General features: G+C 68.2%; 22 protein-coding genes, 1 other RNA gene and 1 pseudogene. 7 read left to right on the forward strand and 17 right to left on the reverse strand.

Features of this window, described 5'->3' with window-relative positions; all coding sequences use genetic code 11:
* Window positions 1-550 (forward strand): haloacid dehalogenase-like hydrolase (locus tag IT182_08820; GenBank protein ID MCC6163437.1); only part of this gene is annotated, 550 nt, incomplete at its 5' end.
* Window positions 547-774: a YgjV family protein gene (locus IT182_08825; protein ID MCC6163438.1), complete on the forward strand. Its 228-nt coding sequence runs from the start codon at window positions 547-549 to the stop codon at window positions 772-774. The genes IT182_08820 and IT182_08825, both read left to right, overlap by 4 nt.
* On the opposite strand, the gene tsaE is transcribed toward IT182_08825, so the two are convergent.
* On the reverse strand, window positions 761-1,171 hold the full coding sequence (tsaE, locus tag IT182_08830; protein ID MCC6163439.1) for a tRNA (adenosine(37)-N6)-threonylcarbamoyltransferase complex ATPase subunit type 1 TsaE: 411 nt from the start codon (window positions 1,169-1,171) through the stop codon (window positions 761-763). The two genes, IT182_08825 and tsaE, sit on opposite strands and share 14 nt — an antisense overlap.
* Window positions 1,168-2,751, reverse strand: coding sequence for an NAD(P)H-hydrate dehydratase (locus IT182_08835; GenBank protein ID MCC6163440.1), 1,584 nt, complete (start codon window positions 2,749-2,751; stop codon window positions 1,168-1,170). The genes tsaE and IT182_08835 overlap by 4 nt, the downstream gene beginning before the upstream one ends.
* A gap of 36 nt (window positions 2,752-2,787) precedes the next feature.
* Here IT182_08835 and IT182_08840 point away from each other — a divergent pair, with 36 nt between their 5' ends.
* The gene (locus IT182_08840; GenBank protein ID MCC6163441.1) at window positions 2,788-3,645 is read left to right on the forward strand and encodes an aminotransferase class IV; all 858 of its coding nucleotides are present in this window, start codon (window positions 2,788-2,790) and stop codon (window positions 3,643-3,645) included.
* A gap of 53 nt (window positions 3,646-3,698) precedes the next feature.
* On the opposite strand, the gene gcvP is transcribed toward IT182_08840, so the two are convergent.
* The 4 genes from gcvP to IT182_08860 form a co-directional block, all read right to left on the reverse strand.
* Window positions 3,699-6,572, reverse strand: coding sequence for an aminomethyl-transferring glycine dehydrogenase (gene gcvP, locus IT182_08845; protein ID MCC6163442.1), 2,874 nt, complete (start codon window positions 6,570-6,572; stop codon window positions 3,699-3,701).
* Between the two features lie 11 nt (window positions 6,573-6,583).
* Complete coding sequence (gene gcvH / locus IT182_08850) at window positions 6,584-6,955, reverse strand: glycine cleavage system protein GcvH (protein MCC6163443.1); 372 nt, start codon at window positions 6,953-6,955, stop codon at window positions 6,584-6,586.
* Window positions 6,956-6,961: 6 nt separating this feature from the next.
* Entirely contained in the window at window positions 6,962-8,080 is a 1,119-nt protein-coding gene (gene gcvT, locus IT182_08855; GenBank protein ID MCC6163444.1) for a glycine cleavage system aminomethyltransferase GcvT, read from the reverse strand.
* Window positions 8,081-8,161: 81 nt separating this feature from the next.
* Window positions 8,162-8,941: a DUF1080 domain-containing protein gene (locus IT182_08860; protein ID MCC6163445.1), complete on the reverse strand. Its 780-nt coding sequence runs from the start codon at window positions 8,939-8,941 to the stop codon at window positions 8,162-8,164.
* A 346-nt stretch (window positions 8,942-9,287) separates the two neighbouring features.
* On the opposite strand from IT182_08860, the gene IT182_08865 reads away from it, so the two are divergent.
* Complete coding sequence (locus tag IT182_08865; GenBank protein ID MCC6163446.1) at window positions 9,288-9,635, forward strand: PadR family transcriptional regulator; 348 nt, start codon at window positions 9,288-9,290, stop codon at window positions 9,633-9,635.
* 136 nt (window positions 9,636-9,771) lie between these two features.
* Window positions 9,772-10,317 carry a nitroreductase family protein gene (locus IT182_08870; GenBank protein ID MCC6163447.1) on the forward strand — a complete coding sequence of 182 codons (546 nt, stop codon included), beginning with the start codon at window positions 9,772-9,774 and terminating at the stop codon, window positions 10,315-10,317.
* Between the two features lie 142 nt (window positions 10,318-10,459).
* Here IT182_08870 and IT182_08875 read toward each other — a convergent pair whose 3' ends face one another.
* From IT182_08875 to IT182_08890, 4 genes are all read right to left on the reverse strand, one after another.
* A complete protein-coding gene (locus IT182_08875) occupies window positions 10,460-11,908 on the reverse strand; it encodes a sigma-54-dependent Fis family transcriptional regulator (GenBank protein ID MCC6163448.1) in 1,449 nt (482 codons plus the stop codon).
* Window positions 11,909-12,071: 163 nt separating this feature from the next.
* Entirely contained in the window at window positions 12,072-12,386 is a 315-nt protein-coding gene (locus tag IT182_08880; GenBank protein MCC6163449.1) for a PilZ domain-containing protein, read from the reverse strand.
* Complete coding sequence (locus IT182_08885) at window positions 12,386-12,922, reverse strand: hypothetical protein (GenBank protein MCC6163450.1); 537 nt, start codon at window positions 12,920-12,922, stop codon at window positions 12,386-12,388. The genes IT182_08880 and IT182_08885 overlap by 1 nt, the downstream gene beginning before the upstream one ends.
* A gap of 55 nt (window positions 12,923-12,977) precedes the next feature.
* Window positions 12,978-13,391, reverse strand: a complete 414-nt coding sequence (locus tag IT182_08890; protein ID MCC6163451.1) for a helix-hairpin-helix domain-containing protein — start codon at window positions 13,389-13,391, stop codon at window positions 12,978-12,980.
* A 641-nt stretch (window positions 13,392-14,032) separates the two neighbouring features.
* Between IT182_08890 and IT182_08895 the strand changes: the two genes are divergently transcribed.
* Both IT182_08895 and IT182_08900 read left to right on the forward strand, forming a co-directional pair.
* Window positions 14,033-14,281, forward strand: coding sequence for a hypothetical protein (locus IT182_08895; GenBank protein ID MCC6163452.1), 249 nt, complete (start codon window positions 14,033-14,035; stop codon window positions 14,279-14,281).
* A gap of 54 nt (window positions 14,282-14,335) precedes the next feature.
* Entirely contained in the window at window positions 14,336-15,658 is a 1,323-nt protein-coding gene (locus IT182_08900) for an APC family permease (protein MCC6163453.1), read from the forward strand.
* Between the two features lie 140 nt (window positions 15,659-15,798).
* On the opposite strand, the gene IT182_08905 is transcribed toward IT182_08900, so the two are convergent.
* The 7 genes and pseudogenes from IT182_08905 to IT182_08935 form a co-directional block, all read right to left on the reverse strand.
* Window positions 15,799-16,743, reverse strand: coding sequence for an SDR family oxidoreductase (locus IT182_08905; GenBank protein MCC6163454.1), 945 nt, complete (start codon window positions 16,741-16,743; stop codon window positions 15,799-15,801).
* A gap of 60 nt (window positions 16,744-16,803) precedes the next feature.
* Window positions 16,804-17,195: RNase P RNA component class A (rnpB, locus tag IT182_08910), an RNA gene on the reverse strand.
* Between the two features lie 44 nt (window positions 17,196-17,239).
* Window positions 17,240-17,641, reverse strand: a complete 402-nt coding sequence (locus tag IT182_08915) for a hypothetical protein (GenBank protein MCC6163455.1) — start codon at window positions 17,639-17,641, stop codon at window positions 17,240-17,242.
* Window positions 17,621-18,745: pseudogene (locus IT182_08920) on the reverse strand (sigma-54-dependent Fis family transcriptional regulator). Before IT182_08920 ends, IT182_08915 begins: the two are co-directional and overlap by 21 nt.
* A 21-nt stretch (window positions 18,746-18,766) precedes the next feature.
* Window positions 18,767-20,902, reverse strand: a complete 2,136-nt coding sequence (gene ligA, locus IT182_08925; GenBank protein MCC6163456.1) for an NAD-dependent DNA ligase LigA — start codon at window positions 20,900-20,902, stop codon at window positions 18,767-18,769.
* Between the two features lie 9 nt (window positions 20,903-20,911).
* On the reverse strand, window positions 20,912-21,913 hold the full coding sequence (locus IT182_08930) for a polyprenyl synthetase family protein (GenBank protein MCC6163457.1): 1,002 nt from the start codon (window positions 21,911-21,913) through the stop codon (window positions 20,912-20,914).
* A gap of 50 nt (window positions 21,914-21,963) precedes the next feature.
* Window positions 21,964-22,749, reverse strand: coding sequence for a TatD family hydrolase (locus IT182_08935; GenBank protein ID MCC6163458.1), 786 nt, complete (start codon window positions 22,747-22,749; stop codon window positions 21,964-21,966).

Consider the following 22,749-nt stretch of genomic DNA (forward strand, 5'->3'; position numbering starts at 1 on the left):
CGACGTGCTGCGCAAGGGCGTCCCGGGCTGCCGCTTCTCCTTCTACGTGATTTCCGCCGCACCTCGTGAGGTCATCTGCGCGGCACTGGAGGGCGTGGTCCCCGAAGACCACATCTGCGGCACCGAACTCGAGTTCGACGAGGACAGCGGCGAGGTCAAGGCCGTGAAGCACGTCCCCGCCGGTTACGGCAAGGTCGCCGTCCTGGAACAGCTCGAGGCACGCGAGGGCACCCTGCCCGTCCACACGATCTACGTGGGCGACGGCAGTTCCGACGTACACGTGATGCTTCACGTGAACAACCGTGACGGCTTCACCATCGCTGTGTCGGAGAACAGGCATCTGGCGCGTATCGCGCGGCGCACGCTTCTCAGCGACAGCGCACTGAGCGTGATGGTACCCATCCTCGGCCACGCGGCCGGCTGGGGCTCCACGCGGATTCGCGAACTCTTCGCCAGCTACGGCCTGACGATGCAGGATTGGGAGCGCGCACGAACCGACAGGGTCACGCTGCGCGAGATACCGGCACTGCTGCGCGCGGAGTCGGCGTGACGCTTGCGGATTCCATCGGCTGGACGGCCACGGCCGTCTTCACCACCTCGTACCTGATGACGGGCCAGGCCCGGCTCCGTCGCCTGCAGATGGCCGGCGCGTCGCTCTGGCTCACGTACGGGCTCGTCACGCAGGCACCACCCGTCATCGGCTCGAACATCCTGGTGCTCAGCGCCGCGTGTTGGGCCGAGTACCGGCAACGTACGGCTGTCACGCGATCGTGATCGCGCGCGTCGTCTCACCATCGATCGCGATCCTGACGTTGATGACGTGAGGTGGAGGAGCCGCAAGGCGTTCGGGCCACTCGATCGCCAGGATGCCTTCTTCGGCCGCCTCGTCGAGGCCGAGATCCTCCAGCGACGCTCCTGACGTCAGGCGATAGAGATCCACGTGGAAGAGCGGCACGCGGCCGCCGCGGTACTCGTGTACGAGCGTGAACGTCGGACTGCTGACGTCTTCACCGCTCACACCGAGCGCCTCGGCGAGACCGCGCACGAACGCCGTCTTGCCGGCGCCGAGATCGCCGTGCAGCAACACGATCGCGCCCGGTACGAGACGACGCGCCAGGTTGCACGCAATCGCGCGCGTGTCGTCTTCAGACGACGATGCGTGCGTCGTCATGCGTCCTCGTCACCCGCATCATCTGCGTCCGACGTCAGCGCCACGACGGCATCGCCCAGGTGATCGAGCAGGTCGGTCGCCACCAGCGCGGTCTCGCCCAGGTCGGCTCTGGCGATGTCGCCGGCCTGCCCGTGCACGTACACCCCCAGACGCGCGGCGCCCTCGGCATCGCGCAACTGCGCCAGCCACGCGGCGACGACGCCCGTGAGCACGTCGCCGGTTCCACCGGTGGCCATTCCCGGATTGCCCGTCATGTTGATCGCGACACGACCTTCCGGTGCCGCGACGATCGTCCGATGGCCCTTGAGCACGACGTGAATCTGCTGTGCCTCGGCCAGCGCGCGCGCGGCCGCCACGCGATCGCCCTGCACCAGGTCCACCGTGCTCCCCAGAAGGCGCGCCATCTCCGCGGGATGCGGCGTGACGATGACGTCGCGCCCTTCGCGGCCGCGCAGGAGCGAGACGTGCTCGCCCGCGCAGGCGTTGAGCGCGTCGGCGTCGAGCACGAGCGGTGCCCTGGCACCGCCGATCACGCCGTGCACGAACGCGCGCACGCCGGCGCCACTCCCGAGGCCCGGCCCCATCGCGATCACGTCAGCCTGCAGGCTCAGCACTCGCGCCACGGCGTCGGCGGTCACCTGGCCGGCCTCGTCCTCCGGCAGGCCAATCGTCATGTACTCGGGCGCCATCGCGGCGAGGATCGGCTGCACCGATCGCGGCGTGGCGACCGTCACGAGACCTGCGCCGGAACGCAGCGCCGCCATGGCAGCCAGGTGCGCGGCCCCGGTCTTCCCCATCGAACCGGCAACGATGAGCACACGACCGAACTGCCCCTTGTGCGCATCCACGTCGCGTGGCTCGATCACCGACCGCACCATCCCCGCGGTGATCACCTCGACCTGTGGTCCGTCGAGGCGGTCGAGAATCATGTCCGGGATGCCGATGTCGGCCACGACCAGTTGTCCGCACATGCGCTGCGCCGGCGGCAGCACATGACAGATCTTCGGTGCGGCCAGCGCCACCGTCGCGGTAGCCAGCACGGCGTCGCCCTGGATCTCGTGCGAATCGGCGTGCAGCCCGCTCGGGACGTCGACCGACACCACCGGGAGCGAGCTGCCGTTCAGATCTCCCACGATGGTGGGATACATGCCGTCGAGGGGACGGCCGAGTCCCGTACCGACGATCGCGTCGACGACGAGATCGCAGGTCTGGATCTCGGAGAAGTGCAACTCCCAGGCCTGCTCGTCGGCGATCTCCACCACGGACACGCCCAGGTGCCCGAGAACTTCCAGGTTGTGCCTGGCGTCACCGCGAACCTCCGAGAGGGGACCGATGACGAAGACGGGCACGTCGGCAACGCGTTCGAGCAGCGTGCGCGCGATCACGAAACCGTCGCCGCCGTTGTTGCCGCGCCCAGCGAGAATCGCCACGCGGGACGAGGCGAGATCCGGGAACAGGGCTTCGATCGCGGCGGCCACCTGCCGCCCCGCGTTCTCCATCAGCACGAGCGACGGGATGCCCACGTCTTCGATGGTGATCCGGTCCGCTTCGCGCATCTGCGCCGTCGTCAGCACTCGCATCGATGCATGGTACCCTCGACGACTGTGTCAGTCGCGGTGAACATCGACGGAACGTTGTACGGTGCGAAAGATGCGCGCATCTCCGTGTTCGATCACGGGTACCTGTTCGGCGAGGGCGTCTACGAGGTCGTGCGGACCTACGGCACGCGGATCTTCCTCTATCCGGAACACATGCGCCGGCTGCGCGCGTCCGCCGATCGCATCGCCCTCACCTGCCCCGTCGACGATGAGGTGATGCTCGGGCGGATCCGGGAGACCCTCGCCGCGGCGGCGCTCGATGGTGATGCCTATGTGCGCATCCTGCTGACGCGCGGCGTCGGAGAGATCGTGTACGACCCCTCGGCATGCCCGTCGCCGTCGGTGGTGGTGATCGTGAAGCCGCACGCCGACCCGCCGGCTTCGGCGCTCGCGGACGGTGTTCGCCTCGCCCTCGCCGACATCGTCCGTAACCACCCGGGCAGCGTCGATCCCGCGATCAAGTCGAACAATCTGCTGAACAACGCGCTCGCGATGCAGCAGGCCTACCGCGAGGGCGCGTTCGAAGCGCTCATGAAGAACCACCGCGGCGAGCTCTGCGAGTGCGCACAGTCGAACATCTTCTTCGTGCGCAACGGCGTGCTCCTCACGCCACCGGCGTCGGCGGGGCTGCTGGTGGGCATCACGCGTGCGTTCGTGCTGGATCTGGCCGCCGGGATCGGCGTCCCCGTCGAGGAGTGCGTGCTGCGCGAGGACGACCTCGCGTCGGTGGACGAAGCCTTCATCACCAGCACCACGCGCGAGATCGTGCCTGTCGTGACGATCGGCTCCCACACGATCGGCGGTGGACGCCCGGGCCCTGTCACGCAGTCCCTGATCGCCGCCTTCACGGCCGCGATCCCGAACCACCTCTCGTAATCGGATTGCCGTCCGCCGGATAGAATCCGGCGGCTGCGCCACGTTTGGCGTGTTCAGACGCCGACGGGTTCCTCGGCGTATTCGGCCATCGGGGGACACGCGCACACCAGGTTGCGATCGCCGTACGGGTTGTCGACGCGTCCGACGGCGGGCCACACCTTGTGGGTGCGCAGGTACGGCAGGGGGAACGCAGCGTGACTGCGCGAGTACGGCCGCGTCCACTCGTCGGCCATCACCACGGCCGCCGTGTGCGGCGCGTGCTTCAGCGCGTTGTCCTTCGCGTCGACGGTCCCGTCGACCACGGACTGGATTTCGGCCCTGATCGCGAGCATGGCGTCGCAGAAGCGATCGAGCTCCGCGCGGTCCTCGCTCTCGGTCGGCTCGCTCATGAGCGTCCCCGGTACCGGGAACGACACCGTCGGCGCGTGGAAGCCGAAGTCCATGAGGCGCTTGGCCACGTCCATCTCGTCGATGCCAGAGGCCTGCTTCAACGGACGCAGATCGAGGATCAACTCGTGCGCCACGCGCCCGTGGCGCCCGGTGTAGAGCACCGCGTACGGGCCTTCCAGCCGCGCCTTGATGTAGTTGGCGTTGAGGATCGCGTGACGCGTGGCCTCGGTCATCCCGTCGCCGCCGAGCATCGACATGTAGGCGTACGAGATCAGCAGGATGAGCGCGCTGCCCCACGGCGCCGCCGCCACCGCGTGGATGCCCGTTGCACCACCGCCCGTCGCCACGACGGGATGCGACGGCAGGTACGGTGCGAGGTGGCTGGCCACACCGATGGGGCCCATGCCGGGACCGCCGCCGCCATGCGGGATCGCGAACGTCTTGTGGAGGTTCAGGTGGCACACGTCGGCGCCGATGAGCGCCGGGCTGGTGAGGCCTACCTGCGCGTTCATGTTCGCGCCGTCCATGTAAACCTGACCGCCGTGCGCGTGCACGATCTCGCAGATTTCGCGGATGGCGTCCTCGTACACGCCGTGCGTCGAGGGATAGGTGACCATCAACGCGGCGAGCGTGTCGGCGTGCTCCGCCGCCTTGGCGCGCAGATCCGCGACGTCCACGTTGCCGTTGGCGTCGCACGCAACGACCACCACCTTCATGCCCGCCATCACCGCACTCGCGGGATTGGTGCCGTGCGCAGACGAGGGGATGAGGGCCACGGTGCGATGCACGTCTCCGCGCGACCGGTGGTAGGCGCGGATCACATTCAGGCCGGCCAACTCACCCTGCGCACCGGAGTTGGGCTGCAGCGACACGGCCGCGAAGCCCGTGACGTCGCACAGGATGCGCTCCATGTCCGCGAAGATGGCGGCATATCCGGCCGCCTGCTCGACGGGCACGAACGGATGCAGGGCCGCGAACCCCGCCCAGGTGATGGGCAGCATCTCCGCGGCGGCATTCAGCTTCATCGTGCACGACCCGAGCGGAATCATCGACGTGTCGAGGCCGATGTCCTTCCGCTCGAGGTGACGGATGTAGCGCGTGAGCTGCAGTTCCGATCGGTGCGTGGTGAAGACCGGGTGCGTGAGGAACGCCGACGCGCGCCGCAGGCCCGTCGGAATCGCCGATGCCGTGGCACCATCGAGTTGAACTGCGCACCCCGTCGAGGCGAACACGTTCGCGACCGCTGACACATCCGCGTCGGTGGCCGTTTCGTCGAGGCTGATGCCAATCGAGCCGTCGGCCAGGTAGCGCAGGTTGATGCGCGCGGCCTCCGCGGCAGCACGCACGGTACCGGCGTCGACACCGGACACGCGAATCGTGTCGAAGAACGCGGCGTTGTGCTGCGTGAGCCCCATCGACGTGAGCACACCGGCCAGTCGCGCGGCACGACCGTGCACGCGGCTGGCGATGTGCGTCAACCCCTCGGCGCCATGATGAACCGCGTAGAACGCGGCGATGTTGGCCAGCAGCGCCTGCGCCGTGCAGATGTTGGACGTCGCCTTCTCGCGGCGGATGTGCTGTTCGCGCGTCTGGAGCGCCATGCGGTACGCCGGCGTGCCCTGGGCATCCACAGACACGCCGATGATACGGCCCGGCGACTGCCGCACGTACGCCTCGCGCGTGGCAAAGAACGCCGCGTGCGGGCCACCGTAGCCGAGCGGCACCCCGAAGCGCTGCGCCGACCCGTAGACGACGTCGGCGCCGAGCTCACCCGGCGGCACGAGCAGCGTGAGGGCGAGCAGGTCGGAGCCCACGGCCACGAGCGCGCCGGCATCATGCGCGCGTGTGATGAGCGGCGCGATGTCGGTCACCGCACCATACCCATCCGGGTACTGCACCAGCACACCGTACACATCGTCGGCCAACGTCGTCGCCTCGGCGGCGAACTCGACGGTGAGGCCGAGCGGCTCCGCGCGAGAGACGAGCAGTTCACGCGTCTGCGGGAACACCTCGCCAACCACGAGGAAGCGCAGCGCAGACGCCGGCTTCTTGCTGACGCGGCGCAGCAGCGTCATGGCTTCGGCGGCGGCGGTCGCCTCGTCGAGCAGCGACGCGTTGGCCACGTCCATGCCGGTGAGGTCGCTGACGGCGGTCTGGAACGTGAGGAGCGCCTCGAGACGGCCCTGCGCGATCTCGGCCTGGTACGGCGTGTAGGGCGTGTACCAGCCCGGGTTCTCCAGCACCATCCGCTGAATCACCGCCGGCGTGTGCGTGCCGTAGTAACCCGTCCCGATGAACGAGCGGAAGGGCGCGTTCATGGATTCCAGCGTGCGCAGCCGCGCGAGGAACTCCGCTTCCGTCTCCGCGCGTGGCTGCACGAGCGGGTCGGCGCGACGAATGTGCGGCGGCACCACCTGGTCGACGAGCGCGTCGAGCGTCGGCACGCCGAGCGCGCGCAGCATCGCGTCGCGATCGGCGGGACCCGGGCCTACATGTCGGAGCGTGAATGCGTCAGGAGCGGCTTGCGCGTCGGTCATGTACTGCTCTGTCACCCGATGTGCTGTTGGTAGGCGGCGGCGTCGAGAAGCGCGTCGACATCAGCGGCCGATGAGGGGCGTACGCGGATGATCCACGCGGCGTGCGGGTCGCTGTTGACCTGTTCGGGCGCGCTCGTGAGGGCCTCGTTCACCTCGACGATCTCTCCGGCTACAGGCGAGAACAGCTCGGAAACCGCCTTCACCGATTCGATCGTGCCGAACACCTCGCCCTGCGTGAGCACGCGGCCCGCCTGTGGCAACTCGACGAACACCACGTCGCCGAGTTGCTGCTGCGCGTAGTCGGTGATGCCGATGTCGGCCGTCTCACCGCTGCTGCGAATCCATTCGTGGTCCCTGGTGTACTTCAGGTCGGCTGGGTACATCGCGTGTCAGCTCCTCGGCCGCTTGTAGAACGGCATGGGGACGATGCGGGCGGCGGCGCGCCGTCCGCGAACCTCGACGTGAATCGGGCGATCGGGCTCGGCCAGCGGTGCAGGCACGTACGCCATGCCGATGGCCTTTTTCAGGAACGGCGTCTGCGTGCCGCTCGTCACCGTGCCCACCGCCACGTCGTCCACGATCACCGGGTAGCCATGGCGTGCGATGGCGCGGTCCACCATCTCGAACCCGACGAGCGTGCGTTCGATACCATTCGTCTTCTGCGCCTTGAGTACGTCGGACCCGTTGAACGACTCCTTCTTCCACCCGACTACCCAACCGAGTCCGGCTTCGAGCACCGTGGTGGTGTCGTCCATGTCGTTGCCGAACAGGCGCATCGACGCTTCGAGACGCAGCGTGTCTCGTGCGCCAAGGCCCGCGGGGATGACACCCGCATCGGCACCGGCGCGCAGGATGCTCGTCCACACGTGCGCGGCCTGCGCCGGCGGCACGAATACTTCGAAGCCGTCCTCGCCGGTGTAGCCCGTGCGGGAGATCGTGCTCCGCACGCCGGCCACTTCACCGGGTTCGAACCAGTAGTACTTCATGTCGGCGAGCGGCACGGCGGTGAGCGACTGCAGGACCTCGGTGGCCAGCGGTCCCTGCAACGCCAGCAGCGCGTAGCGGCTGCTCGTGTTCACGGCGGGCGCATCTGTGAACTCGCGCACCTGACTCTGGATCCAGGCGAAGTCCTTCTCGATGTTCGAGGCGTTGACCACGAGCAGGTAGTGGTCCTCGGCCATCCGGTACACGAGCAGGTCGTCCACGAACGTGCCCTGGGGCGTCGTGAGCGCGGAGTACTGGATCTGGCCAACGGCGAGCCTCGACGCGTCGTTGGACGAAATCTTCTGCACGGCGGCGAGCGCGTCGGCGCCGGCGATCTCGATTTCGCCCATGTGACTCACGTCGAACAGGCCCGCACGCGTGCGCACGGCCATGTGTTCGTCGGTGATTCCCGAGTACTCGACGGGCATGTCCCATCCGCCGAAGGGCACCATCCGGGCCTTGTGCGAGAGGTGTGTCGCGTGGAGCGGTGTCTGTTTGAGACTGGTGGCAGGAGTGTCTGACATGCACGGAAGGCGCGCCCCGGATGGGGCGCGGCCGTTCAACAATACAGGCTCAGGGGCGTGAGGCTCAAGGCAGGCGGCCCGTCAGCTGTTCGGGATCGCGGCGCCCTTCACCTTGATGTTCCGGAACGACACGCGGTTGCCGTGATCCTGCAGGAGGATGTGGCCGCTCTTGGCCTTGCCGAACCCGGTGAAATCCTTGTACTTGCTGATCGCCACCAGCGTGTCGAACTCGGCGCTGGCCCTGTCGAACTCCACGATCTTCGTGCCGTTCAGCCAGTGCTCGACCTTCGTGCCCTTGGACAGGATGCGGGCCGTGTTCCACTCGCCGACGGGCTTCACGGGCTTGCTGGCCGATGCGGTGATGAGATCGTAAAGCGACCCGAACGTGCGGTTGCCGCCGCGCCCTTCCTTGGCATCCGGATGGACGGCATCGTCCAGGAGCTGGTACTCGAGGCCGATCGCAGACCCGCGCCCCGGCGTGCCGAGCTTCTCGGTGACGAAGTACTTGATGCCGCTGTTGGCGCCCTTCGTGAGGCGAACGTCGACCTTCAGTTCGAAGTCCCCGTACTCGTCGAGCGTCACGATGTCGCCGCCATGCGCCGCTTCCCCACCGCCAGACTCGATGACGGAGAGGATGCCGTCCTTGATCTCCCAGCCCCTGGCCGGGAACGTGTCGGCATGCGCGTTGCGCCAGCCCGCCGTCGTCTTGCCATCGAACAGCAGGCGCCAGCCGTCGCTCTGTTCCTGCGCCGTCAGGGTGTTGTCGGCGTGCACGACCACTCCCATGACGGACGGTGCGGCAGAGGCCGCCAGCAGGGACGCGCCCAACGCGAACGAGGCCACCCCCACGACGGGAGCCATGAGGCGGTACGGGTTCGGTGATGACGACATGATGACGCTCCTCGGCCGCGAACACGCGGGCCCTGCAAATAGGTGTATCGCCGCACTGTAGTGCACTCGCCGCCGCGTGTCGAGTCGGCCCCGTGGCGCGTCGCGGACCGCAGACGCGGGTCTTCCCGGAATCGGTCGACGCACATCGTCATCGACGCGATGGCCGGCGTGGACGCCGACGAGCCGACGATTGCCACACGCCGGGCGGCGTACGTCTCCATGGGTTTCATCCCGGTGCGGGCAACGCCTGACCCGGCTGGCGTCACTTGACCCTGCAGGAGGCGGGATCCACACTCCGCGACAGGAGACCACTGCAATGACCAGTGACAAGGGCGAACGCGTCGAAGTGCTGCAGGGCACGCTCGATCTCATCGTGCTGCGGGCATTGGCCACCATGGGTCCACAGCACGCGTACGGTCTCGCCGCCAGGCTCGCGCAGGTGGCAGACGATCCGTTCCCGCTGAACCAGGGCACGCTGTACGTGGCCCTGACGCGACTCGACCAGCGGGGCTGGATCACGGGCACCTGGCAGCGCACCGAGTCCAGTCGCGAGGCGAAGTTCTACAGCATCACGCGCGCGGGCCGGAAGGCCCTCGACCACGAAACGCAGCGCTGGCATCGGCTGGCCGGATTCGTGGAGAAACTCCTACGGGAGCCGCCGTGATCGCCGAGAGGGCACCGAGGCTGTCAGTTCCCATCATGGATTGAGGGGTATGGCGTCGGCGTCTGGCATGGCGTTCCGGTGACAACCCCTGCCAAGGCTTCCCACATGGGCGAGAATGGGCGCAATGACTCCATCCATGGATGCCCTGACTGCCCTTCAGACCCGCACGGCCAGTCCGAAGTTGACCGACCCGGCGCCGACGGCCGCCGAACTCGAACAGGTGCTCAAGGCGGGCCTGCGCGCGCCCGATCACGCCAAGCTGCGTCCCTGGCGGTTCCTCGTCGTCTCCGGCGAGGGGCGCGAGCGCCTCGGCCAGTTGCTGGTCGACGCCCGCGCGCCGGAGACCGACGCCGAGCGCGACTCGCTTCGTGCCACGATGCTGCGGGCACCGCTGATCATCGTCGCAATCGCGAAGATGAAGGAACATCCGAACGTCCCGCGGCTCGAACAGGTGGCGTCGACGGCGGCGGCCGTGCAGAACATGGCCGTTGCGCTGCATGCGCTCGGCTACGCGTCGGTCTGGCGTACGGGCCCGACAGCCTCCGATCCGCGCGTCAAGGCCGCACTTGGGCTCGACGCGCACGACGAGATCGTGAGCTACCTCTACGTCGGCACGCCCGTCGTCCCCGATCGTCCGGCGCCGGAGCATGCGCTGAGCGACTTCGTGGAGTTCTGGAGCTAGCATCTGGATCCGCCAGGGGTGGCCCCCTGGCCTCCATCTGCCGAAGGTCCCTGCCTTCGGCCGTCCCTCAACACGGTTGCCCGCTACCGATGGCCGATTGTCCCGCGCGCCATGACGCCGCAGGCGCGAAGGCGAGCCGGGATCATGGTTTCAGCTTCGGCGGTGGGCCGTCGTGGACAAGGCTTGGATGAAGCGTGGCTGTGACGTTCGTGTACGTGTCTCGGGCGCGGCGGACAGGTGGCCGGACCGCGTCGGGCTCCTCCGGGATCGCCGTACCCGTGAGCACGGCATCGTTGGTGCGCGCATGCGGCGTCTTGTACGCGAGGTAGGCACATAGCGTGTGGTAGCTGATGTCGAGCACGCGGCACGCTTCACGCTTGTTGCCACTGGTGCGCGACAGCACGTAGCGCGCGTACCGGCTCGCCCACCCGCGCATCGTCTCGTCGCCCGGATCGGGAGGCAGAAACGTATCCCTGTATCGCCCCGTGACGGCACCGGGCAGGTCGTCGAGGCGGATGACGTGCGACGCCGACAGCGTCACCGCGCGCTCGATCACGCGTTCGAGTTCGCGCACGTTGCCCGGCCAGTCGTACACGACGAGCGCTTCCATCGCCTCGACGGACAGACGATACGGCTGTTCCCCCGCACACCGGCGCAGCATCATGTCGGCCAGGAACGGCACATCGTCCTTGCGTGCGCGCAGGGGTGGGACGGCAATCTCGATTGCATTGAGGCGATAGAACAGGTCCCAGCGGAAGTCCCCGCTCCGGCAGAGCGCTTCGAGCGGTCTGTTGGTGGCCACGACGATGCGGACGTCCACGCGCCGGCTGCCATGTCCGCCGACGCGTTCGACCGTCGGATCCTGGATCACGCGCAACAGCTTGGCCTGCGCCGACGGCGACAGATCCGACACCTCGTCCAGGAACAGCGTGCCGCGATCAGCGAGCTCGAACTTGCCGCGACGGCCACGCACGCCCGTTGCCGTCCGCTCCTCGATCCCGAACAGCTCCGCTTCGAGCAGCGTCTCGACGATCGCCGCGCAGTTGAGCGTCACGAACGGTCCGCCGCGCCGATCGCTCATCGCGTGTACACGCCTGGCGACCAGTTCCTTGCCAACCCCGCTTTCACCTTCGATCAGCACGATGAAGTTCTTGCTGGCCGCCCTGACGATGCGCTCGTGCAGCGTCCGCATGACGAGCGAGGCGCCGAGCAGATCGCCCTGCTCGGCGCTGAGCGCCTGAACGATGCAGTCCACGTCGACCTTACGCTCGACGTCGCGCAGCAAGGGCTCGAGCGAGCCCAGCAGCGACACCACAGACACGGCCGGGCTCATCATCTCCACCGAACCCACCGCCGTGACACGCAGATCGTCGCTGCCGCCCGGCACCAGCGCGCGGGTCGCGGTGAGCGCGAGCGGTTCGTCCGCCAGGTGAATGGCCGGAGCCACGAGCCCGCACGCCCTCGCCAGCAGGCGCTCCAGCGCTTCCCTCGGGGCTGCCTCCCCGCGGAGAACCAGAACGGCCTCACGCAGGAAGGCGTCGGGTGCAAGTCGGCCTCCTGTCTGGGCCGGCTGGATGGTTCGCTCGGACATGGCCACTCCTGGTGACGCGACAGCGCCTCGACACGGACGTGCTGACACTCCGCTGATTCAAGCCGACGGCCAGCGGATGCCGAAACCTTCATGGTCTTCGGACACGCGATCCGTCTCGACCGCTTCACGCGAGGCGAAGGCACCCGGCGCGGATGGGAAGTTGCTACACATGTCGCCACGCACGCTCCAGCGCCCACGCCGCCTCGTATTGCGGCCCCTGCCGCGTGAGCCGGCACACCTCACACCGCACCACGTGCGCGGTCGACGTCGAACTGCCGTACTGCCCTGTCGCGAGCCGCAGCGTCATGAGCCGGCCGGGCCGGACGGGCGCCGTGAGCCGGCAGCGCAACCCGTGCGCGGACACATCGATGACTTCGAGCACGCGCGCACCCGGCACCTGCGGTGGCTCCGCGGATACGACGTGCGAGCCGTGCACGCGCGCTTCGCGCCGGCGTTCGTTGAGGATGAAGTCGGCCATCAGCACGCCTCCCAGTCCATCGACACGCTCAGACACAACAGTCTGATCCGCTGCGTACTGCCAAGCACCCTGATCGCGTACACGCGATCGCCCGTGCCCGCGACGTAGATCGACGCGGCCGTCGCCGTTCCGCGCGGCGTGACGACGAGGCGCGTCATCGCACCGAGTTGCACCGGCGCGCTCCCCGCCGCGATCGTGCCCGTGCCATCGGCGTTGGGGATGCTCCGTTCGATAGCCAGACGTGCACGCCCTTCCCGGAACACTCGCGTCCACGGCGTGACCGGCCCATCGGCGCCGCTCGCCACGTCGGCCGACGTGATGCCGTTGCCGTTGCCGTCGGCGATCACGCGCCACCGCTCGGGCTCTGACAGATCGAACTCGAGCGCGAGGCTGCGCCGCTGCCGGCGGGCGTCCTGCGCCAGGCGCCGCAGGTCGGCCGCCACGCCGCGCGCGGCTTCACGACTCGCGCGCGCGTCGCCCAGATCGGCGAGCGTCTGCCAGCTCCCTGCCGCGACGAGGCCGACGATCGCGAGCACGATCAGGACCTCGATGAGCGAGGCCCCGCGACGCGGGCACCTCGCTCCCGGCGACTCACTTCGCCGTGGGTTTGGCATCGGCCTGCGCACCGATAGTCAGGTACTGCCGCAGCTTCAGGAACGACTTCTCGCCGATGCCCTGGATGACCATCAGGTCCTCGAGCTTCTTGAACGGGCCGTTCTTCTCGCGGTGCGAGACGATGCGCCGGGCCATGCTGGGGCCGATGCCGGGCAGGGCTTCCAGTTGGACCGCGGTGGCGGTGTTGATGTTGACGGTCTGCGTCGGCGCGGCGGCGCGCGACTCCTGCGTTGCGGCGTGCGACGACACGGGCACTGCCAGCGGCAGCGTCAGCGCCAGGATCAGGGCGATCAACGAACGGGTCATGACACTCCTCCTCCGCCCGCGCGATCGCGGACGTGACGCGCGCAGCCGGGAATGGCCGCGAGCCGAGATGCGCGGCGCCGACATCAGCCGGGAGGTTGTTCCGCTCACGTGACGAACAGTCACACGCCGGGCCGCGCACGACGTCAGGAATAGCAAGGCGCGCGCCAGTCTCGGTACCGCTGGCGGTCCGTTCACGTAACCTGTTGTCTACGAATAAGATGGCGTGTCGCGATGACGGACCGGCGCGGGCCCGCGCCACGCACGACGCGTGCGCGAAGCGGTAACGCCAGAAGACATGCGCAACTGGCGTTGTCGCTCGGCACCGGCATGCCGTATGCCGCGCGGTCTTGTCCGCACTCGACCTGGTGCTCGGCGCCGCCGGTGCCCGGTGTCGGTGAGCGGGAGGACCTGGTACGGATTCGCTGGACCAGCGATGCCGCGACCGCGACGCCTGTCGGGTTCGCGTGCGTGACGGCCGCCGTGCACGCGGCGTTTGACGGCATCGTCGCGCAGGGGACCGATTCGTGCCCGTCACAGTGCCGTCCGGCACGGCCAGTTGCCGGTCCCGGACGACGGCCCTCCCCGCGCGGCGGCAAGGGGGGCGGCACGGCATGCCGAGCATCAGGCCGACGCGCTCCACTGCACGACGAATGGCGTGATGGGTGATCGCGTTCGCCGGCCGGTTCACGAGTCAACGGCGTTACACTGGACCGTCGCCTCTACCGATGCTCGTTCCCGCAGCGCACCATGTCGCGAGCGGCGCGTTGAGTCTGGACGACGCACTCCAGCGTTTCGTGCGCCGATATGGCGTCGCACCGTCCGACCGGTCCCACGTGCTGCGAGCCCTCACCTGCTTGGAAGACTCAGACGCCGATCCTCCGCTGCCCGTCGGCTCGTCGGCCACGCGGTGGGCGGCGATCACGATCTGCTTCACCGCACAGGTCCCATGCGCCGTGCGCAGCTACGTCGAGTGACGTGGCCCGGGTGTGTGTGACGTGGCCGTACCGACACTGAAACGTTCGCTCGGGATGTGGGCCATCGTCGGCCTCGGTCTCGGCTACATGGCTCCGGTCACCGTGTTCGACACCTTCGGCATCGTCTCGAAGGCGACCAATGGCGTCGTGCCCACTGCCTATCTGGTCGGTCTGGTGGTGCTCTTGTTCACTGCACTGAGCTACGGCCAGATGGTACGCGCGTTTCCGACAGCCGGGTCGGCGTACACCTACACGCGGGAAGCGATCCATCCAGGCCTGGGCTTCCTCGTCGGCTGGGCCTCTCTTCTCGACTATCTGCTCCTGCCCGTCGTCAACGCCGTGATCGTTCGCCTGTACATGGAGCAACTCTTCCCCGATGTGCCCGGTGCCATCTGGGTGATTGGTGTAGCCACCGTGCTGGTCGGGCTCAACGTCGTCAGTGTGAGGACCACGTCTCGTGTCAACGGCGTGCTGCTGATCGCCGCGCTCGCAGGGATCGTCGCCTTCGTCGCGCTCGCGGGGATCCAGATATCCCGGGGCCTCGGCACCGGAACGATCTTCACGCTGTGGCCGCTCTGGCACGATGGGGTCCAGTTCCCGGCGGTGCTTGCGGGGACCACGATCGTCGCTTTCTCGTTCATCGGCTTCGACGCGGTGACGATGTACACCGAGGAGGCGAAGGACGAGCGGACCGTGCCGCGCGCCATCGTCCTGACCGTACTGTTCGGCGGCATCGTCTTTCTGCTCGGCGCCTGGTTCGCACAGGCCGCTTTCCCGACGCTCGACGCGTTCGCGTTCACCGACGACACGCTGCCCGAACTCGGATTGCTCGTCGGCGGTCCGGTGTTCCAGGTGATCTTCGTCGCCGTCGCGTTCGCCGCGGCGGTGGCCTCCGGCCTCTCGTCGCACGCCAGCGTCTCCCGGCTGCTCTACGTCATGGGCCGGAATGGCGTGCTGACTCCGAAGCGGTTCTTCGGCAGTGTGCATCCGCGCTTGCGCACCCCGGTGTTCTCGACGGTCATCGCGGGACTGGTGGTGCTCCTGGCCATCGCGCCGACGCTCGATCTCATCTCGTCGACGATCAACTTCGGCGCCCTCATCGCCTTCACCTTCGTCAACATCTCGGTCATCGCGCACTACGCGATCAGGCAGGGCCAGCGACGCACCGTCACCGACATCGTCCGTTTCATCGTGCTGCCGGTGCTTGGTGCGATCGGCACGGGCCTGCTCTGGGTGCACCTCAGCATCGACGCCATGGTCGCCGGCACGCTCTGGTCGGCGATCGGCATCGTGATCCTGCTCGGCTTGACGCGAGGATTCCGCCGGCCGGTCGCCGAACTCGGCATCGATGGCACCGACGCCGTCCAGTCAGGCTGAACGACGACGGGACCACCCGGCAGGTCAGCCACTGCCCCATCGGAATCGACGCGCGTCGTGAAGCCCGTTCGCTCCATCCGATGCGGTGCCCGGTGGCTTGCCGCGCCGTCGCGCTGGCGCGCAGGCGGGCCGGTGGCCCCTCACGTGCCCGTCTGCGTCGCGCGGTACCACTCCACCGTCTGCCTCAGGCCTTCCTCGAGGCCGACGAGCGGGGTGTAACCGAGCAGATCGCGGGCGCGGGTGATGTCGGCGAGGGAGTCGCGGACGTCGCCGGCGCGCGACGGGCCGTACACGGGATCGGCGGTCGCGCCGGTGATGCGCTTGAGTGTGTGGAACAGATCGTTGAGCGAAATGCGTGTATTGGTGGCCACGTTGATGACAGCGCCGCTCACCGCGCTGTCGGCCTGCGAGGCACGCAACGCGCCGTCGACCACGTTGGTCACGAATGTGAAGTCGCGCGTCTGTTCGCCGTCGCCGTGAATCGTGGGACTGCGCCCCTCGACGAGATACCTGATGAACAGCGAGATGACGCCCGAATACGCCGACGAGGGGTCCTGCCGCGGGCCGAACACGTTGAAGTAGCGGATCGTCACCGTGGACAGCCCGTACAACTGCGTGAACATCTGCATGTACTGCTCGCCGACGAGCTTCTGCAGCGCGTACGGCGACAGCGGCGCCGTGGGCATGTCTTCCTGCTTGGGCAGCGGGGCGGCGTTGCCATAGGCCGACGAACTGCCCGCGTACACCACACGCTTCACGCCGGCGTCGCGCGCGGCCACGAGCAGGCTCAGCGTCGCGTCGATGTTGGCGCGGTTGGATGTCAGCGGGTCTTCCACCGAGCGCGGCACCGATGGAAGGGCGGCCTGGTGCAGCACGAAGTCGACGCCCCGCACGGCCTCTGCCGCGAACGCGGGATCGGCCAGATCGCCTTCGAGCAACTCCACATCGTCGATGTGCGCGAGGTTGGCGCGCTTGCCCGTGATGAGGCTGTCTGCCACGCGTACGCGATCGCCGCGGCGGCGCAGCGCTTCCACCATGTGCGACCCGATGAACCCCGCCCCGCCCGTGACCAGATAGAACGCCATCCCGCTGCTCGCCTCCGCGGCGCACCAGCGCCGGATCGTGTGTTCTCGATGTATCGGCAGTGCGGCAGTCGTCCGATAAGCCGAATTCTGTCGGCCCGCGCGTCCTCGCGGACGCACGAGCGGGCGATCATTCCTCTGGGACCGGCATCACTGACGGCCTCGAGCAACCTACCCGGAGGCTTCGGACGGGCCGTCCTCGAACGCCTCCCTATTTGGTCTTGCTCCGTGCGGGGTTTTGCCTGCCACGTCCGTTGCCGGCCGCGCGGTGCGCTCTTACCGCACCTTTTCACCCTTGCTTGCGAGCCGAAGCTCACGTCAGCTGTGTGTTTTCTGTGCCACTTTCCGTCGGGTCGCCCCGCCCGGGCGTTACCCGGCGCACTGCCCTGCGGAGTTCGGACTTTCCTCCAGCAGCGGGCTCACGCCCCTCTGCCAGCGATCGCCTGAACGACTGCCGCAAGGGGGATCATAGCAACGCCGAATGATGAATGCCGAACATTCAGCCATCCTTCTCCTGCGTGATCCCGTACTGTTCCAGTTTCTTGTAGAGGTTGCTGCGCGGGGTGTCGATCACTTCCGCCGTGCGTGAGATGTTCCAGCCGTGTTCGCGCAGCTTCTCCACCAGGAACTCGCGCTCCACCTGCTCCTTGAACTCCCGCAGCGTCGTCGGCTTGGCCGGCGTGGCACGCGCACCGTCAGCGGCGGCGGCCGGTTCGAACGCCACGGGCGACTCCGCAACGGATGCGACACGCGCGTGGTCAGGCACGTACGCGGCCTGCGGAAGCAAGCCCGACTGCGCGACGGGTGCCGGGGCCGCCGCAGGCGCGCTCCCCGCCGTGACGCCGTCCACGCGCAGGAACTGCCGCACGTCCGCCACATCGACGACGTCGCCGCGCGCCATGATGAGGACGCGCTCGATGGTGTTCTTCAGTTCGCGGATGTTGCCGCGCCACCGGTGCTGCTGCAGCACGCCGAACGCCTCGGGCGTGAAGCGCCGCGTGCGGCCGCCATCGGCGGCAAACAGCTCCGCGAAATGCTTCACGAGCAGCGGGATGTCCTCGGGCCTGTCGCGCAGCGGCGGCACCTGCACGGGAATCACGCTCAGACGGAAGTACAGATCCTCGCGGAACGCGCCGTCGGCGATGGCGGCTTCGAGATCCTTGTTGGTCGCCGCGATCACGCGCACGTCCACCTTGAGCGTCCGCTGCGATCCGATGCGCTCGACCTCGCCTTCCTGAAGCACGCGCAGCACCTTGGCCTGCGTCTTCTGGCTCATGTCGCCCACTTCGTCGAGGAAGATCGTGCCGCGATCGGCCAGTTCGAACTTGCCGATCTGCTTGTCCGTGGCGCCCGTGAAGCTTCCCTTCTCGTGGCCGAACAGCTCGCTCTCGATCAACTCCTCGGGAATCGCCGCGCAGTTCACCTGCACGAACCGCTCGCGCGCGCGCAGGCTGTTGCGGTGGATCGCACGCGCCACGAGCTCCTTGCCCACGCCACTCTCGCCGAGCACCAGCACCGTGGCGTTGGTCGGCGCCGCACGGCCGATCGCGTCGAGGACATGCAGCAGCGCGGGACTCTGCCCGACGATGTTGTAGCGCGCGTCCTCGGCGCCGCGCAGCCGCCGGTTCTCCTGTTCGAGCCGGCCCGCGTTGAGCGCGTTACGCACGGTGAGCAGCACGCGCTCGGTCGAGAGCGGCTTCTCGATGAAGTCCATCGCGCCGAGCTTGGTGGCCTCCACCGCCGTCGCCACGGTGCCGTGACCCGAGATCATCACCACCGGCAGCGCATCGTCCTGGGCCCTGAGGCGCGTGAGCACCTCCAGCCCGTCGAGGCCCGGCATCTTGATGTCGGAGAAGACGAGATCGGGCGCTTCGCTCCGCGCCATCGCAAGTCCCTGCTCGCCCGTTGCGGCGAGCAGGCACGTGTAGCCCTCGTACTCGAGGATCATGCGCAGGCTCTCGCGGATGCCCGCTTCGTCGTCAATCACCAGGATGCGTCCGCTCATGTCGGTGTCTTCAGCGTTGCGCTACGGTTCGCGCGAGGGCCAGTTCATGGGATCGGCGAGCAGACGCGCCAACGTGGCCTCGTCGCCCACGTGAATGCCGAGTTCCTGCGCCTTCGCCAGCTTGCTGCCGGCGTCGGTGCCGGCAATGACCAATGATGTCTTCTTGCTCACCGAGCCCGCGACCTTCGCGCCAAGGGCCGTGAGTTGCGCCGTCGCGTCCTCTCGCGTCATCGCCGACAAGCCCCCCGTCAGCACGATGGTGCGGCCCTCGAGCGGCTTCGGCCCGCGGTCGGGCGGCAGCGGCTCGCCCATGTTGACACCAGCCGCCTCGAGGCGCGCGACGAGGCGCTGCGTCTCTGGCGCGTCGAAGAAGCGGCGCACCGACGTGGCCACCACCGGTCCGATGTCGCGAACGGCCTGCAACTGCTCGACGCTGGCCGTCGCGATCATGCCCATCATCCCGAAGGCATCGGCCAGCGCCTGCGCCCCGCGCTCGCCAACGTGCCTGATGCCCAGACCGAAGATCAGACGTCCGAGACCGTTGGCGCGGCTGCCCTCGATCTGCGCGACGAGCGCCGTGGCCGACTTCTCGCCGAATCGGCGCAGCGTCGTCCCCGGCGTGCCACCACCCTCGTCATGCGACGTCCCCTCGCTCTTGCGCGCCTGCGCCTCGAACTGCAGGACGGCGAGCGTCTCGACGGTGAGCGCGTAGAGATCGGCGAAGTCGTGGACCAGCCCGACGCTCACGAGCTTGTCCACCAGCGCTTCGCCGAGACCGTCGATGTTCATCGCCCGACGTCCGGCGAAATGCTCGAGACTGCGGCGCAGCCGCGCGGGACAACTCGGGTTCGGGCACCGCCAGACCACTTCCTCTTCGGGCCGTTCGAGCGCACTCTGACAAACCGGGCAGTGCGTCGGCATCACGAACGGCGCAAGATCCGTCTGTCGCCGCGACACGATCGCCTTGACGATCTTCGGGATGACGTCGCCGCCCTTCTCGATGAGGACCTCATCGCCGGGCCTGATGTCCTTGCGGCGGATCTCCTCTTCGTTGTGCAGGGTGGCGTGCTGGATCGTCGATCCGGCCAGGAACACGGGGTCGAGGACGGCCTGCGGCGTCACGGCGCCCGTGCGACCGACCTGCAGATCGATCCGGATCAGTCGCGTCGTGGCCTGCTGCGCCGGAAACTTGAACGCGGTGGCCCAGCGCGGGAACTTCGACGTGACGCCGAGCCGCGCGCGATCCTCGCGTGCATCCACCTTGATGACGATGCCATCGGTTTCGAACGGGAGCGCCTGACGCGCATCGGACCACGAGGCGCAGAAGGCCTTCACCGCATCGATGCCGTCGCAGCGCGTCCAATGTCCCTCGACGGGCAGTCCCCACGACGCCAGCGCCGCGAGCAGATCCGCGTGCGTCACCGGCAGTACCGCGACGCCACCGCCAGCCTCGTCGCCCGCCGGCACGTCGCCGACAACGGCTTCATAGAAGAACGCGCGCAGTCCGCGACTGGCTACCAGCGACGGGTCCAGATTGCGCAGCGTGCCGGCCGCGGCGTTGCGCGGATTGGCAAACAGCGGCTCGCCCGTGGATTCGCGACTCTCGTTCAGGCGCGCGAACGCCTGGCGCGGCAGATAAATCTCACCGCGTACCTCGATCCGGCCCGCCGGCGCGTGACGCAAACGCAGCGGAATCGCCTGGATCGTCCTCACGTTGCTCGAGACATCCTCGCCGATCACGCCGTCGCCACGCGTGACACCGCGCACGAATCGCCCCTCGTCATAGGTGATGGCGATGCCGAGCCCGTCGATCTTCAGTTCAGCGACGTAGTGCACGTCGCCGGTCTCCTCCAGCCCCTTGCGCACGCGCTGGTCGAACGCGTCGAGTTCCCCATCGTCGTACGCATTGTCGAGGCTGAGCATCGGGCACAGGTGCGTGGCGGTGTGGAAGCCCTCGGCGGGCCGGCCGCTGACGCGCTGCGTGGGTGAATCGGAAGCGACGAGATCCGGGTGCGCCGTCTCCAGATCGCGCAGCTCGCGCATGAGCGCGTCGAACTCCGCGTCGGAGATCTCCGGATCGTCGTGGATGTAATAACGCTCTTCGTGATGCCTGATGAGGGCGCGAAGCGCGTCGATGCGGTCAGCGGGCGCGGCCATGCGCCAGGGTCAGCGATCGCGGGCGAGAACGTAGTCGGCAAGCCCGATGAGCGCGTCGCGCTCCCGGCTCTCGGGGAACGACGCGAGCTGCCGGCTGGCCTGCTCGGCGTACTCGCCAGCGCGGCGCGTGACCTGCGGGATGATGTCGTACTCGCGCATGAGTCCGAGCAACTGTCGCCACGCCTCCTCGGAGATGTCGGCGTCGCGCACGACCTGCTCGATGATGGGCCGCGCCTGATCGGGCACACGGTCGCGCAGGAGGATCATCGGGAGCGTGAGCTTGCCCTCGCGCAGGTCGCTGGCGATCGGCTTGCCGAGCGCGGCCTGATCCGCCGTGTAGTCCAGCAGATCGTCGACGAGTTGGAAGGCGATCCCGAGATTGAACCCGTAGTCCCAGAGCGCCTGTTCCTGAGCCGGCGTGATCGTCCCGACCATGCCGCCGATGCGCGCCGACCCGGCAAACAGGTACGCGGTCTTGCGGCGGATGATGTCGAAGTGCTCGTCCTCGGTGATCTCCGTGTCGCCGTTCTTGGTGAGCTGGTACAGCTCACCCTCGATCATCTTCAGCGTGATGTCGCAGAGCACGCGCAGGACGTCGATCCTGTCGTAGTGCAGCGCCATCCCGAGCGACTTGATGTACAGGTAGTCGCCGAGCAGGACGGTGACGTCGTTGCCCCACCGCGCGTGCACGGCCAGGCGGCCGCGGCGCAGTTCGGAGTCGTCGATGATGTCGTCGTGGACGAGCGTGGCGGTGTGGATGAACTCGATGACCGACGCGTAGAGCACGGCCATGTCGCTCTTGTCGTGCCCGCCGGCCAGCCGGCTGGCCATGAGCATCACCGCCGGACGCACGCGTTTGCCGCCCGTGTTCTGCAGGTATTTGCCGATCTCCGGGATCAACTCGACGCGCGAGTCGATATGGCGGAGGAAGGCCTGATTGACACGTTCAAGATCGTCCCTGACGGGCTCGAACAACTGCGCGAGATCGGAGGGAGACGAAGAAGGCTGCACGTGCGTAACCTGCGGAATCTCAACACATTGGGGTGGCGCTGTCAACGCGCCTAGCGGCTGGGGTCGATGGCGCCGAAGAGCGCCGCGGCGTTGGCCACCGCCTGCCCGCGCGCCTCGTCCGGCGTGAGGCCGCGAACGTTGGCCACGGTGTCCAGGACGGCCATGACGCGCGCCGGCTCGTTGCGCCCGCCACGCTTGGGCGCCGGGGCGAGAAAGGGGCTGTCGGTCTCGACGAGCCACCTGTCGGCCGGCACCCATCTGGCCACGTCCCGGATGGCCTCTGCCCCGGGGAAGGTGGCGATCCCCGAGAACGAGAGGTGGAAGCCCCGCGAGACGGCCGCTTCGGCCAGCGCCTGGTTGCCCGTGAAGCAATGGAACACGCCGCGCACGCGCCCCTCGCCATGGGCGTCGAGCACGGCGAGCGTGTCGGCATCCGCCTCGCGGGTGTGGATCACGATCGGCAGGTCGCGCGCGACGGCGAGCGCCACCTGACGTCCGAACACCGCACGCTGCCTGTCGCGTGGCGCGAAGTCGTAGTGATAGTCGAGGCCGATCTCGCCCAGCGCGACAGCGCCCGTCCGGTCGAGCGCGGCCCCCACGACGCGATAGACGTCCGCCTCGTCCACCTGCCCAGCGTGATGCGGGTGCACGCCGACAGCAAACCGCACGCCCGGCCACGCGGCACGCACGGCGTCGACGCGGGCAAGTTCCACCGGCGTGACCGCGTCGAGGATACACACGGCGTCAGCGACACCCGCGTCCCTGGCGCGCGCGGCGACGTCGGCGAGGTCGTCGACGAAGTCGTCCCCGGCAATATGACAGTGTGTGTCGATCAT

The organism is Acidobacteriota bacterium, from assembly GCA_020845575.1.
Taxonomy (GTDB): Bacteria; Acidobacteriota; Vicinamibacteria; order Vicinamibacterales; family Vicinamibacteraceae; genus Luteitalea.